Below are 12,730 nucleotides of genomic sequence, written 5' to 3' on the forward strand. Positions count from 1 at the left end.
AGCCCAGCAAGTACTGATATTCAACCCGACTCGATCATGAACGACTAGTCCAGGTGGTCTGTGTGCACTCTCAGGGTTGAGACCCTGAGAGTGCGCAAGCGTGAAAGAAGGATGCTGGTAAGATGGTTCCGGTTCGGACCTGTGTCGCGTGTCGCAAACGCGCCCCGCGCACAGACTTGCTTCGAGTGGTGCTGCGCGATGATCGGCTAGTGGCTGATGATCGCGCGGTTCTTCCTGGGCGAGGAGCTTGGGTTCACCCCTCAGCTCATTGTCTGGATCTAGCGGTGACTCGCGGAATGTTGTCGCGTGCACTGCGCGCATCGGGGAAGCCCGATGCAAGCCCTTTAGAGAACAGGCTGAAAACACTTATGGATAACTAATGAGCGGCTCAAAATGAGACCCGTCCGTTAATCATGGTTCTCGCCTGTCTGGGCGTGAACCCAGACAGGAGAAAAGTGGCTAACCCACGCGTACACGAGATCGCTGCTGAGATCGGTGTAGATAGCAAGGTCGTTCTGGCCAAGCTGAAAGATATGGGCGAGTTCGTTAAGGCGTCCTCGTCAAGCGTTGCGCCCCCGGTAGCGCGCAAAGTAAAGGCTGCTCTTGAAGCAGAGGGCGTCACCAAAGCGAAGGGCGAAGAGCCCGCTGCGCAGGCGTCGGAGGCAAAGCCTGCCGCCAAACCAGCGGCTGACAAGCCCGCTGCGAAGAAGCCTGCCGGACCTCGTCCTGGCCCCAAGGCCCCGCGAAGGCTGCAGAGCCCAAGCCCGCCCCAGAAACTCCCTCCCTCGCACCTCAGGCCCCCGCCGCAGCTGAGAAGCCTGCCCCGGCAGCGCCAGAGGCCGCGGCTAAGACTGAAGCAAAGACCGACGCGAAGCCCAGCGCTAAGCCCGGTGCCAAGTCGAACGCTCCTAAGCCGGGCGGTCCGCGTCCAGGTAACAACCCGTTCGCTTCAAGCCAAGGCATGGGCATTCCTCGTCCACCGCGTCCAGGTAACAACCCGTTCGCGCCGAATCAAGGTATGAACCGTGGTGCTGGCGGAGCCGGTGGTGCTGGCGGCGGCAGTGGTCGTCCTACGCCAGGCAATATTCCTCGCCCGACACCTCGCCCCAGGGCGCCGGTGGCGGCGGTCGCCCCGGTGGTGCTGGTCGCCCCGGTGGTCGTCCTGGCGGTGGCGGCGGTGGCTTCAACCGTCCCGGTGGTGGCGGTGGCGGTGGCGGTGCTCCCGGTGCAGGTGGCTTCGGAGCACCTCGTCCGGGTGGTGGCTTTGCCGGTCGTGGCCGTGGTGGCCGTGGTGCTGGCACAGCCGGTGCGTTCGGTCGGGGCGGCTCCAAGAGCAAGGCGCGTAAGTCGAAGCGGGCGAAGCGCGCAGAATTTGAACTGCGCGAGGCCCCGTCACTTGGTGGCGTAAGCGTACCCCGCGGTGACGGATCCACAATGATTCGCCTGCGCCGTGGCGCTTCGCTCTCTGACTTCGCAGACAAGATCAACACGAGCGCGTCGAACCTTGTCACCGTGCTCTTCCACCTCGGTGAGATGGCAACGGCAACCGAGTCACTCGATGAGGCAACGTTTGAGGTTCTTGGCGACGAGCTGGGTTACAAGATCCAGGTTGTTTCGCCCGAGGACGAGGACCGCGAGCTGCTTGAAGGCTTTGACATTGATATCGAGGCCGAGCTTGAAGAAGAGGGCGACGATGTACTGAAGCCACGCCCGCCCGTCGTTACGGTGATGGGCCACGTGGACCACGGTAAGACTCGACTGCTCGACGCGATCCGCAAGGCAAATGTGGGCGGCGGCGAGGCTGGCGGTATTACCCAGCACATTGGCGCGTACCAGGTGCACACCGAGCACGAGGGTATCGACCGTGCGCTGACCTTTATCGATACCCCGGGTCACGAGGCGTTTACTGCCATGCGTGCCCGTGGTGCTCAGGTCACCGACATCGCGATCTTGGTTGTTGCTGCAGACGACGGCATCATGCCGCAGACGATTGAGGCATTGAATCACGCGCAGTCGGCAAACGTGCCGATTGTTGTTGCGGTCAACAAGATCGATAAGGAAGGTGCGAACCCCGACAAGGTTCGTCAGCAGCTCACCGAGTTTGGTCTCATCGCCGAAGAGTACGGCGGAGACGTGCTGTTCGTAGATGTCTCGGCGAAGAACAACGTCGGTATCACCGAACTGCTCGACGCTGTGCTGCTCACCGCTGACGCCGGTCTCGATATGCGCGCCAACCCCGACAAGGACGCGCGCGGTGTCGCGATTGAGGCTCGCCTCGACAAGGGTCGTGGCGCGGTCGCAACCGTGCTCATCCAGTCAGGTACGCTGCGCGTCGGTGATGCTATCGTCGCGGGCACGGCTTACGGTCGTGTGCGTGCGATGAGCGATGAGAACGGTGATCCGGTGCTCGAGGCATTGCCCTCCCGCCCGGTTCAGGTGCAGGGACTCTCGACGGTTCCTCGTGCCGGTGACACCTTCCTCGTTACCTCCGAGGATCGCACGGCCCGCCAGATCGCTGAGAAGCGTGAGGCGGCCGAGCGCAACGCTCTGCTGGCGAAGGCCCGCAAGCGCATCAGCCTTGAAGAGTTCACGAAGGCTCTGGAAGACGGCAAGGTCGAATCGCTCAACCTCATCATCAAGGGAGACGTGTCGGGTGCTGTTGAGGCACTTGAAGAGTCGCTCATGAAGATCGAGGTCGACGATTCCGTGCAGCTGCGCATCCTGCACCGCGGTGTGGGTGCGATCACGGAGAGCGATGTGGATCTTGCAACGATCGACAACGCCATCGTTATCGGCTTCAACGTGCGACCCGATGTCAAGGCTCGCGAGCGCGCTGCGCGTGAGGGTATCGACATCCGCTTCTACAACGTCATTTACAACGCTCTCGATGACATCGAGGCTTCGCTCAAGGGCATGCTCAAGCCCGAGTACGAAGAGAAGCAGTCGGGTGTGGCCGAGATCCGCGAGGTGTTCCGCTCCTCGAAGTTCGGCAACATCGCTGGTGTTGTTGTGCGCAGCGGCGTCATAACACGCAACGCCAAGGCGCGCGTCATCCGCGAGGGCGTTGTTATCGCCGACGGCCTTGCGATCGACTCGCTGCGTCGCTTCAAGGACGACGTCACCGAGGTGAAGGTCGACTTCGAGGCCGGTATCGGCCTCGGCAAGTACAACGATATTCAGATCGGCGACGAGATCGAGACAACTGAGATGGTGGAGAAGGCGCGCGACTAAGCTCGTCTGATTCTAAACAGGGGTGGCCCCGGCAGTGTGAACTGCCGGGGCCACCCTTTGTGTTTCCTTACGGGACGGTGCGTCATTCTCGTCGTGACGAGGGGCATGGTCGCTGACCCCGGAGGTCCCGTGGGCTGAAAAGCCCGTTCTGGACCGGCTGGATGGTTACCAACGGCCGACACATCCAGCGCGAGGGCTTTACCGTCGGTCGAAGCGTCTGCCTTGAGGATTTGAAGACAGCAGCGTGAGGATGAACACTGTGAAGCTGCCGCCGTAGGGAACAAAAGAGATGAACCACAACGGACCTGCAAAATTTGCGTCATGTAGACGACGCCACGTCAGCGCCAGCATCGGCACGAACAATCCAATTGCGGCCAAGAAAATTAGCCACCCCAAAGCGATCAGAAGCGGATCTGATCTGCCCGAGATATCGCTTGAAACGTCGGTATAGACGCTACTGCTGGAGAGATAGTCGCTAAGTAGAGCGTCTGCAATTCCAAAGACAGCTGTCGGCACAAAGATGATCAGAGCAAAAAATAGGCTGAAGAACCAGTACTCGCTGCGCGAAGCACGACCCCGAAACCTCGCGTAGTTCATGAATGCTCGTCGAATTGCCTGCCCAAAATTAGCGCCATACAGGGGTCGGGTGAGGTCTTCCGGCGAGGCTGCCCCATCGAATGGCTCTCCGGGGCCTGGGATCCATTGTGCCGCGTATTGCGCCGGCGGTGCGTACTGAGGTGGTGGAGCCATGTACTGCGGCGGAGGAGCATAGAGAGGTTGTTGTTGGGGCTGGGCGTACTGGGGCGACTGCGCATCGGAGTTCGAGGGTTGGGACACAGATCAACTATTTCAGACTGCGACGGTTAGCGCCTATCGAAACGACGTCCCTCAGGGTTTGGTGGCATGAGTAGAAAAATGAACACAACTAGGCTGCCCGCAGGAACAAAGCTGAGGAAGTAGAACGGGCCAGCAAAGTTTGCATCGTGCAGTCGGCGCCAGACCAGCGCCAACGACGGAATAAAGGTTCCAAGAGCAATCACTAGCAGGAGCCCCGCGCCGAGGAAGAACAGGAAAGCACCAAGGCCCGACCCCGGGGTTGGGCCGTCTGAATAGCTCCGGTAGCTTGCGGAGCCAATGATGTAGGTGAAGAGCCCGAGCATGTAGAGAATCGTGGGGACGATAGAAAGCATTACCCCAAAAAGTGCGATCCACCAGTACTCGCTGCGCGAAGCTCGACCATCGAAGTTTGCGTAATTCTTGAAGTAACGGCGAACGGCCTGGCCGAACGTCGCACCATACAGCGGGCGCAAGAGGTCTTCGGATGAACTGGCGCCGTTAAAAGGTTCTCCGGGGCCCGGTTCTCCGGGAACACCGAACTGGTTGTAATTGGGTGTAGCGGGGTATGCCTGCTGGATCGGATACTGCGGCTGTACGTACTGCGGAGGCGGCGCGTACTGCGGAACCTGGTACTGCGACGGTGGCGGCGCGTACTGGGGTTGCTGCGGCTGCTGATCTTCAGAGTTTGGAGGTATCGACACTATCCGACTTTCTGTTCGCCCGGTTAAGGAACATTCTGCTTCTTCCTACCATGGTATTCCAGGCAAAAAGCGGCCCGCGTTTACGAACCGCTCCACGGAAACTCAGAGCTGTTGCACACGAACCGTGTTGCCGGCGGGGTCGCGGAACGCGAAGTCGCGGGATCCCCAATCCTGATCCATCGGCTCCTGCAAGATGTCGGCGCCGGAACCTTCAACTTTCTCGAACAGTTCGTCCAAGGCATCGGTTGCGAACACGATGGAGGCGTATGAGCCCTTCGCTACGAGCTCACCAATGACTCGGCGTTCCTCATCACTGAGACCGGGATCGACCGCCGGTGGTGAAAGCACGATTGATGTTTCGGGCTGATTTGCTGGCCCGACTGTAATCCAACGCATGGCCTCGTAGCCAACGTCTTTACGAACTTCAAAGCCGAGAACATCGCGGTAGAACGCGAGTGAGGCTTCTGGATCGGTGTGAGGCAAGAACGTAACGTGAATGTTGATCTTCATGGTCGTAAACTTACTCCCCGAGCGCAGCAGAAACTTCTTGATTCCTGACCGGTTTCAGTGCGCGCGAAACAACGCAACTGGGCAGATCGTCGATCCCGCTTTCCGCTGCCTGACGGTATGCGCGAGGAGATAATCCAACAAGTTCGCTGAAGCGGGTGCTGAAGGTGCCAAGTGAACCGTAGCCAACCGCAAAGCAGACCTCGGTCACACTGAGGTTGTCCCTGCGCAACAGCGTCATAGCGCGCTCGATTCGCCGCGTCATGAGGTAACTGTAGGGGGACTCACCGTACGCTGCGCGAAACTCTCTGCTGAGGTGCCCGGCAGATACGTGGGCTCCACGGGCAAGTGCCTCAACATCGAGCGGACTCGCATACTCCCGGTCGATGCGGTCGCGAACCTTTCGGAGCAGCCGGAGTTCGTCGAGTCGCTTTTCGGTCGCGGAGTTCTCAGTCATCAGGGTTCATTCTCTCACCCGGCGGTAGGATTATCGCATGAGTAATCCACGTGCAGGCAAGGTGGCTGAACGCATTCAGCAAATCATTGCGAGAAGACTGGAAAAGGGGCTGCGGGATCCTCGCCTCGGCTTTGTCACGATCACTGACGTGAGAGTGACCGGCGACATTCAGCACGCCAGTGTGTTCTATACGGTGTACGGAAACGAAGAAGAGCAGGCTGACTCTGCCGCGGCGCTCAAAGCGGCAACGGGCATGCTGCGCAGCGAGGTTGGCAAGCAACTCGGCACGCGACTCACGCCAACCCTGGAGTTTATTCACGATGAGTTGCCAGAGAGCGCGCAACATCTGAACGACCTTCTTGCCGAGGCTAGGCAGCGGGACGAGGCGGCCCAGGCGCTTGCCGCGAATGCTGAGTACGCGGGTGAGAAAGATCCATACGGAAAACTAAGCGACGCAGCGCCTGAGGGAGAAGAGAAATGAAGAAGATCCGCACGACAGCTATTACTTCTGCGGTGGGGGTGGCTCTCTTGCTGGGGCTCACACTCACGGGCTGCGCCCCAGGGAATAACCCAGACGTGCCCAAGGGTGTGCCGACCGCAGTCGCCACTGTGCAGGGTGAGGTGTCGAACAAGGCATCCTCAAGCGACTCAAACTGGTCATACTCTGTGGAGGTCGAAACCAAAAAAGCGCAAGACGAGGCCATCACGAAGCTGAAGGACAATGGCTTTAAAGTGATCGGCAAAAACGAGCAAGACGGCACACGCACTTACGCCCTCACAAATGACAAAGAGAAGATCAACGTGACCGTTGTGCTCACCAAACAGGACAAGAAGTTTTTGGTGATCTACAACATCGTCAAGTTGTAATCAGGGCAGCTGTGCCCGGCCCTCGAGCTCTACGATCAGGCCGTCCGCGATCAGCGAGTCGTAGGCGCGCTGAGGCTGAGTGACATCGTGGGGCTCGCGGTGCTTGCCCCGCGCTGCGTTCAGCGCGGCATCGCGTGAGACCGGCTCAGCTGACCGGCGCACCAGCGCCATGATCCGACCACGTGCCTGGCGGTCGGATCCCTCAAACTTCGCCTGCTTTGGCCTCTTCTCAGGAGAATTGTCGGGATAACCCGCCCCGCGCCACTCGCACCACGCCGCGATCGGGCACGCGTCGCAGAGCGGCGTGCGGGCTGTGCACACGATGGCTCCGAGCTCCATTGCCGCGGCGTTGAACACGGCCGCTTCTGCCGGGTCCGGCGGAAGTAGCGCGGCCATATCGTCAAGATCGGTAGATCTCGGCATCCCCGCGGCCGCTATGCCGTGAATAGCCCGCGCCAGCACTCGTCGAGTGTTTGTGTCGACCACAGGATGGTGCTCACCGTAGGCGAATGCTGCAACTGCGCGCGCGGTGTAGGGTCCAATGCCTGTGAGCGCCAGCAATTGCTGCACGTCCCTGGGCACGACATCACCGTGCAGCGTTGCGATCTCAACCGCTGCGCGATGCAGCCACAGGGCACGTCGAGGGTATCCCAGGCGGTCCCAGGCGCGCACCGCTTCTCCGGGTACTTCGGCGGCGAGTGCGGAAGGTGTCGGCCAGCGTTCAATCCAGGCTGTCCAGCGTGGGATCACACGATCTACCTGTGTCTGTTGCAGCATGAACTCTGAGACCAGCACTGCCCAGGGCGAGGTACCCTGGGCCCGCCAGGGCAGATCCCGGGCTGCGTGAGCGAACCAATTACTCAGGGTCCGAGCCAATCCTGCACGATCCGGTGTCGAGGCAGGGACAGAACGAGAGGTGGGCATCAGTCCAGTCTAGATCGGCGGCGCGGTTAGGATGGGACGGTGACGAGAGCCCCGATAACCGCGCCGACAATCTTGCCCCCGCAGGGAGGAATCCTGCTGGTCGACAAAGAAGGTGGCTGGACGAGTCACGATGTTGTTGCCCGGTCTCGCCGGGCGCTTGGCACTCGCAAAGTCGGGCACGCCGGCACTCTTGACCCGATGGCTACTGGGCTCCTGGTGTTGGGTGCAGGCCCAGCGACCCGGCTGCTGACCCACCTTGTTGGCCTCGACAAAACCTACACAACGACCATCCGCCTCGGCACCGCGACGGTCACCGACGATCGGGAGGGGGACCGGATTAGTGCCGTCGAGCAAAGTGTTGTCGAAGCGCTCGCAGCAGATCCCGCTCGGATTGCCCTTGCTGTCGCGGAGCTGACCGGCGCGATTGAGCAGGCCCCAAGTGCAGTGAGTGCGATCAAGGTTGATGGCAAACGAGCCTACGATCGAGTTCGATCCGGGGAAGCAGTCGAGCTCAAGAAACGCCCGGTCACGATCTACTCCTTTGAAACGAGTGAGCCACGTATTACTGCGGAAGACGACGGAACGCGGGTGATTGATATCGACGCGACGGTACGCTGCTCCACCGGTACGTACATTCGTGCGCTGGCGCGGGATCTTGGCGAGAAGCTTGGGGTGGGAGGACACTTGGTCGCACTGCGGCGCTCGGCAGTGGGTCCGTTCGACGTGGCGAGCGCCGTGAGCATGGACGCACTCACTGCGGGAGGCTCACTTCCCCTCATATTGCCAACGCAGGTAGCTGAACGACTCTTCCCCGTGCTTCGTCTTACTGAGCAGCAGGCCATTGATATTGGGCACGGCAAACGCCTCGAGGTGGACGCCTCGAACGATGCAGCACTCGTCGCCGCTATCGCGCCCGGCGAGAGACTGGTAGGTCTCCTTGAAGTAAAACACGGCCGCACTCGGGTTGTCACCAATTTTCCAACTCCCGATGGGCAGGCGGTCGTATGATTCTCTGGTTTGGCATTGTCATCATCGCTGTGGCGATTCTCGCTGCAGTCGTGTGCGCTGTCGCCGCCGCCCGCAAGATCACTCCAAACGACTACACACTCGGAGCGACGGTGCTCGTTGTTCTCCTGCTTGTCGCACAGCTCGTCATCTCGATTGTGGCCCCCTTCACGGGCAACAATGCAGTTGGGGATCCTCTTGAGTTTTGGCTCTACCTCATAGTGGTGTTTGTGCTGCCGCTGGGAGCGGGATTTTGGGCGCTCATGGATCGCACCCGCTGGGCCAACCTGGTGCTTGCCGTGGTGCATCTCTCAATAGCCGTGATGGTCTATCGCATGATGGTCATCTGGGGTTAGTTCGCTCGGGATCAAGCCAGCACGAGCCGACCGCGGTCGCGCGGTAAGCTGTAGGGCGTGTCTAACGACGAATCCCGAGGTGCGATGTCACCCTCCGCATCTCAGCGAGTTGCCCAGCGGGTTGAGCGGCTAAGCGGTCTGGGACGTGTACTCATCACTGTCTACGTGGTGCTTGCGCTCGCTGCAACATTTCGCTCGCTCTACCAGATCGTTGCCAAGTTCGATGAGGCACCGCTCGCCTACTCGCTCTCTGCACTTTCTGGGCTCGTGTATATCGTCGCAACGATCGCGCTCATTAAGAGGCGCGGTGTGTGGCGTGGGATCGCGTGGGGTGCGCTCATATTCGAGCTGTGTGGCGTCGTTATCGTTGGCACCCTGAGTATCCTGGTTCCCCAGTTCTTTGCGCACCCGTCAGTGTGGTCGCATTTCGGCAGCGGTTACGTGTTTATTCCGCTGGTACTGCCGGTGCTCGGCCTGATCTGGTTGAAGCGCGACGGCAATGCCGCACGCGCTGCTGCCGAGACTGCGGGGGAGCACAATGCGAGTATTTGAGTCGCTTGCGGCGATCCCCAAGGCCGATTTCGAGACTGGCAGCGCGGTCGCTATCGGCAAGTTCGATGGAGTCCACTTGGGGCATCAGGCGATTCTTGCCCGGTTGCTTGAAGCAGCACAGAATAACGGCTCACACTCGGTGGTGTTCACGTTTGCAAACAATCCGCTCAGTTATCTGCGCCCTGAGGTATGCCCGCTGCCCCTCATGAGCCGGGAACAGCGCATCGAAGCGCTCTCTGCCGCGGGCGTTGACAACTGTGTGATGGTTGAGTTCGATGAGGCATTTTCACAGATTCCCGCCGAAGAATTCGTCGAAAAGATTTTGGTCGGCCGGTTGCGTGCACGACACATCATTATGGGATCCGACTTCAGGTTTGGCTATGGCGGAGTCGGTGACGCGGATTTGCTACGCAAAATGAGTTCTCGGCTTGGGTTTACCGTCGAAGTTGTCTCGGCAGTGGTTGATTCCGACGCCGGGTGTGTGTCGTCGACGCGCGTGCGTCAGGCGATCCTGGCGGGTGACGTAGAGATGGCATCGAACATGATTGGCCGCCCAGTGATGGTGCGCGGAGAAGTGGTACACGGAGATGCTCGGGGAGAGACCTCGGATTTCCTACCGCCAACCTGGGAGGCCGGATCGAGGGACTTGTGCCGGCTGATGGCGTCTACGCGGGTTTTGTGAGGATCGGCGACACGCTGCTCCAGGCAGCAATTTCGATCGGCACAAACCCCACGTTTACACCGGATGGCCAATCCCGTGTTGAGGCATTTATTCTCGATTTTGACGAGGATATCTACGGCACCATCATTGAGGTGTTCTTCACGCACCGCATTCGCGCGATGGAGCGATTTGACTCGCTCGAGTCTCTTATTGAGCAGATGGACGCGGATGTTGTGTTGGCCCGTCGGCTCACAGATGCCGGTTCCACTCCCTGAGAATGCGAATTTGCTTTAAGTCGGGCGTGGCCAAGTTGATGATGCTAGTATCGGCGTAAGGTCGTGTTTCACGAGCAATCCTGGGGTCCCATGCTGCGCATGATGTCAGACTTCGAACTGGTGAACTGCCTGCGTCTCGATAATTCGATGCGAGTACGCTCTACGCTGATCAGGAGATCCATTGGCAATCAACACTGCCACCCGCGACACTAATACCTCGGGTAAGACACACTCACGCTCAAACGGGCGGCGCAAACACTCACACAACGAGGGCATCATTCCGCTGCTCGCTCGGGCCGTGCGTGAGGTCGAGGCCGCCACGCAGCGTGGCAAGGCGAATTCCGCGAACCGCACGAAGTTCCAGGTGATTGCTCTCCTCATGCGAGAGGAACGCGCGCGTGTCAAGACCACCGAGGGTGTGAGCGATGCTGAGCGCGCCGAGACACTGAAGCGACTCGACGGTGTGGCCGCGATCCTTGCTAAGACCGCCGCGCGCGATACGAGCCTCATTACACTTCTTGAGCCGGGTGCGCCCGTAACCGATGCGACTCGCCAGCTCAAGCGCAAGATGCTAGTGCAGGCGGGCTTCGACTTGCCGGAAGAAGAGAAGGTTGTGCCCGAAGCGGCCCAGACCTATGTTCCGCCGGAGCTCGCGGAGCGTCAAGTTGAGCCGGTTGGCATCGACTCGCGCCACCGTGCTAACCCGTTCCTCGCTCCAGACCTGTCGGCTCCGCGCCGCCCCACACCGGTTGTGCGCCTCGCCAACTGGGAACTGCTCGGGCCGCTGCTGAAATCGTTCGAGCAGGGTGGCGGGGGTCTGCCTGCATGACGCTGCCCGAGCCGCCCGTGCCGGATCGCCTTGCCCCCCAGGGGCGGAACTCATGAAGCACCAGGCGCGTTTCCTTGCGAGCGTTCGTAACGGCCACCGCAGCTTCCTGCTTGCCGATGAGCCCGGACTCGGTAAAACAGCGCAGTCGGTGCTCGCAGCGAGCGTTGCGGGTGCCTACCCTCTGCTTGTTGTCGTACCAAACGTCGTCAAGATGAACTGGGCGCGTGAGGTCGAGCATTGGACTCCTCACCGTAAGGTCACGGTGATTCATGGTGACGGTGTCGACATCGACCCATTCGCCGACGTGTTTGTTGTGAACTACGAGATTTTGGATCGCCACCTGAGCTGGATCTCTCGGTTTGGGTTTAGAGGCATGGTCGTTGACGAAGCACACATGATCAAAAATGTGCAGTCGCAGCGTTCACGCAACGTGCTTGCGATCGCCGAGAGTATTCGCGAACGCAGCCCAGGTGTTTCCCCGCTGCTGATTGCGCTCACCGGAACTCCGCTCATCAATAGCATTGACGATTTCCGCGCTATCTGGAGGTTCCTCGGGTGGACCGAGGCTGACAAGCCCGGACCCGAGTTGATGGCCCGCCTTGAAAACAATGGCTGGACCCCGGCTGATCCTGGTTTCTATCCCGATGCCCGTCAGAGTGTTATTGATATGGGGATTGTGCGCCGCCGTAAGATCGACGTCGCGGCAGATCTGCCGTCTAAGCGTGTGGTCGATCTGCCTATCGAGCTCGATGACGAGTTGGGACGCGGTATTCGCGAGGCTGAGGAACAACTTGCTCGTAAGCTCTACGACCGTTTCATCGTGATCAAGAATGGCAAACTTGGGGCCAAGCTCAGCGACGAAGCAATCGTTCGTATGGTGTGCATGCAGGAACTCGAAGAATCGAATGCCTCCGCAGACGGCCTAAACGTGTTTACCATGGTGCGAAAGATCGGTCAGGCAAAGGCTGGGCTGGCCGCTGATTACACCGCGCAGCTTGTGCGGTCGGTTGGCAAGGTTGTCTTCTTTGCGAAGCACATTGACGTGATGGATCGTGCTGAGGCACTGTTTGCCGAGCGTGGCCTCAAGACGATTTCGGTTCGCGGTGATCAGACCGCAACGTTCCGTCAGCAGCAGATCGACGCGTTTAACAACGACCCAGATGTTTCCGTGGCAGTGTGCTCTCTTACTGCAGCGGGTGTGGGTGTGAACCTGCAGGCAGCCTCGAACGTTGTGCTTGCTGAGCTCAGTTGGACTGATGCCGAGCAGACCCAGGCAATCGACCGCGTGCACCGCATTGGCCAGGATGAACCGGTGACGGCATGGCGCATCGTTGCGGCGCAGACCATCGACGCGAAGATCGCTGAACTTATTGACGGCAAGGCCGGGCTTGCGGCCCGTGCGCTTGACGGTGCTGAGGCGAAGCAGGAAGATGCCGATTCTGTGCAGCTTGAGTCGCTCATGCACGTGTTGCGGAGGGCTGTGCGCGAGCACGAAGGCCGTTAAGCTGGACACTCCTGCAAATAGAGG

At 60.0% G+C, this 12,730-nt stretch carries 13 protein-coding genes and 2 pseudogenes; 10 read left to right on the forward strand and 5 right to left on the reverse strand.

The genetic code is table 11. The features are described 5' to 3' along the window. The first annotated feature begins 122 nt into the window (after positions 1-122). Together G7066_RS03805 and infB are read left to right on the forward strand one after the other, a co-directional pair. On the forward strand, positions 123-380 hold the full coding sequence (locus G7066_RS03805) for a YlxR family protein (RefSeq protein WP_166329212.1): 258 nt from the start codon (positions 123-125) through the stop codon (positions 378-380). 75 nt (positions 381-455) lie between these two features. Further along, positions 456-3,231 (forward strand): annotated as a pseudogene (gene infB, locus G7066_RS03810) (translation initiation factor IF-2). A gap of 198 nt (positions 3,232-3,429) precedes the next feature. Here infB and G7066_RS03815 read toward each other — a convergent pair. The 4 genes from G7066_RS03815 to G7066_RS03830 all read right to left on the reverse strand — a co-directional run bounded on the left by G7066_RS03815 (position 3,430) and on the right by G7066_RS03830 (position 5,733). Further along, complete coding sequence (locus tag G7066_RS03815) at positions 3,430-3,828, reverse strand: DUF805 domain-containing protein (protein ID WP_166329214.1); 399 nt, start codon at positions 3,826-3,828, stop codon at positions 3,430-3,432. Positions 3,829-4,094: 266 nt separating this feature from the next. Next, a complete protein-coding gene (locus G7066_RS03820) occupies positions 4,095-4,769 on the reverse strand; it encodes a DUF805 domain-containing protein (RefSeq protein WP_166329216.1) in 675 nt (224 codons plus the stop codon). 102 nt (positions 4,770-4,871) lie between these two features. Then, positions 4,872-5,279 (reverse strand): VOC family protein, encoded by a 408-nt coding sequence (locus G7066_RS03825; RefSeq protein WP_166329218.1) that lies wholly within the window; start codon positions 5,277-5,279, stop codon positions 4,872-4,874. A 10-nt stretch (positions 5,280-5,289) separates the two neighbouring features. Further along, positions 5,290-5,733 (reverse strand): helix-turn-helix transcriptional regulator, encoded by a 444-nt coding sequence (locus G7066_RS03830; RefSeq protein WP_166329220.1) that lies wholly within the window; start codon positions 5,731-5,733, stop codon positions 5,290-5,292. Positions 5,734-5,770: 37 nt separating this feature from the next. Here G7066_RS03830 and rbfA point away from each other — a divergent pair, with 37 nt between their 5' ends. Next, positions 5,771-6,214: a 30S ribosome-binding factor RbfA gene (rbfA, locus tag G7066_RS03835; protein ID WP_166329222.1), complete on the forward strand. Its 444-nt coding sequence runs from the start codon at positions 5,771-5,773 to the stop codon at positions 6,212-6,214. Next, the gene (locus G7066_RS03840; protein WP_166329224.1) at positions 6,211-6,600 is read left to right on the forward strand and encodes a hypothetical protein; all 390 of its coding nucleotides are present in this window, start codon (positions 6,211-6,213) and stop codon (positions 6,598-6,600) included. The genes rbfA and G7066_RS03840 overlap by 4 nt, the downstream gene beginning before the upstream one ends. Here the strand turns inward: G7066_RS03840 and G7066_RS03845 are convergent, their stop codons facing one another. Continuing rightward, positions 6,601-7,524: an HhH-GPD family protein gene (locus G7066_RS03845; protein ID WP_166329226.1), complete on the reverse strand. Its 924-nt coding sequence runs from the start codon at positions 7,522-7,524 to the stop codon at positions 6,601-6,603. Positions 7,525-7,563: 39 nt separating this feature from the next. Between G7066_RS03845 and truB the strand changes: the two genes are divergently transcribed. The 6 genes and pseudogenes from truB (at position 7,564) to G7066_RS03870 (ending at position 12,706) form a co-directional block, all read left to right on the forward strand. Beyond that, on the forward strand, positions 7,564-8,532 hold the full coding sequence (gene truB / locus G7066_RS03850; RefSeq protein WP_244303267.1) for a tRNA pseudouridine(55) synthase TruB: 969 nt from the start codon (positions 7,564-7,566) through the stop codon (positions 8,530-8,532). After that, entirely contained in the window at positions 8,529-8,885 is a 357-nt protein-coding gene (locus tag G7066_RS03855; RefSeq protein ID WP_166329228.1) for a hypothetical protein, read from the forward strand. Before truB ends, G7066_RS03855 begins: the two co-directional genes overlap by 4 nt. A gap of 84 nt (positions 8,886-8,969) precedes the next feature. Further along, on the forward strand, positions 8,970-9,437 hold the full coding sequence (locus tag G7066_RS03860) for a hypothetical protein (protein ID WP_166331892.1): 468 nt from the start codon (positions 8,970-8,972) through the stop codon (positions 9,435-9,437). Continuing rightward, positions 9,424-10,119, forward strand: a complete 696-nt coding sequence (locus G7066_RS03865; RefSeq protein ID WP_244303268.1) for an adenylyltransferase/cytidyltransferase family protein — start codon at positions 9,424-9,426, stop codon at positions 10,117-10,119. Before G7066_RS03860 ends, G7066_RS03865 begins: the two co-directional genes overlap by 14 nt. Next, positions 10,074-10,373: a riboflavin kinase gene (locus G7066_RS15705; protein WP_244303371.1), complete on the forward strand. Its 300-nt coding sequence runs from the start codon at positions 10,074-10,076 to the stop codon at positions 10,371-10,373. The genes G7066_RS03865 and G7066_RS15705 overlap by 46 nt, the downstream gene beginning before the upstream one ends. A gap of 181 nt (positions 10,374-10,554) precedes the next feature. Continuing rightward, positions 10,555-12,706 (forward strand): annotated as a pseudogene (locus tag G7066_RS03870) (DEAD/DEAH box helicase). Positions 12,707-12,730: the final 24 nt, after the last annotated feature.

Origin of the sequence: Leucobacter coleopterorum (genome assembly GCF_011382985.1) — a bacterium.
In the GTDB taxonomy this organism is placed as follows: domain Bacteria; phylum Actinomycetota; class Actinomycetes; order Actinomycetales; family Microbacteriaceae; genus Leucobacter; species Leucobacter coleopterorum.

Bases quoted from the DNA above. Each gene is read 5' to 3' on its own strand.
- G7066_RS03805 (WP_166329212.1), top strand. From the start codon at position 123: ATGGTTCCGGTTCGGACCTGTGTCGCGTGTCGCAAACGCGCCCCGCGC.
- G7066_RS03825 (WP_166329218.1), bottom strand. From the start codon at position 5,279: ATGAAGATCAACATTCACGTTACGTTCTTGCCTCACACCGATCCAGAA.
- G7066_RS03830 (WP_166329220.1), bottom strand. From the start codon at position 5,733: ATGACTGAGAACTCCGCGACCGAAAAGCGACTCGACGAACTCCGGCTG.
- G7066_RS03855 (WP_166329228.1), top strand. From the start codon at position 8,529: ATGATTCTCTGGTTTGGCATTGTCATCATCGCTGTGGCGATTCTCGCT.
- G7066_RS03865 (WP_244303268.1), top strand. From the start codon at position 9,424: ATGCGAGTATTTGAGTCGCTTGCGGCGATCCCCAAGGCCGATTTCGAG.
- G7066_RS03815 (WP_166329214.1), bottom strand. From the start codon at position 3,828: ATGAACTACGCGAGGTTTCGGGGTCGTGCTTCGCGCAGCGAGTACTGG.
- G7066_RS03860 (WP_166331892.1), top strand. From the start codon at position 8,970: ATGTCACCCTCCGCATCTCAGCGAGTTGCCCAGCGGGTTGAGCGGCTA.
- rbfA (WP_166329222.1), top strand. From the start codon at position 5,771: ATGAGTAATCCACGTGCAGGCAAGGTGGCTGAACGCATTCAGCAAATC.
- G7066_RS03840 (WP_166329224.1), top strand. From the start codon at position 6,211: ATGAAGAAGATCCGCACGACAGCTATTACTTCTGCGGTGGGGGTGGCT.
- G7066_RS03845 (WP_166329226.1), bottom strand. From the start codon at position 7,524: ATGCCCACCTCTCGTTCTGTCCCTGCCTCGACACCGGATCGTGCAGGA.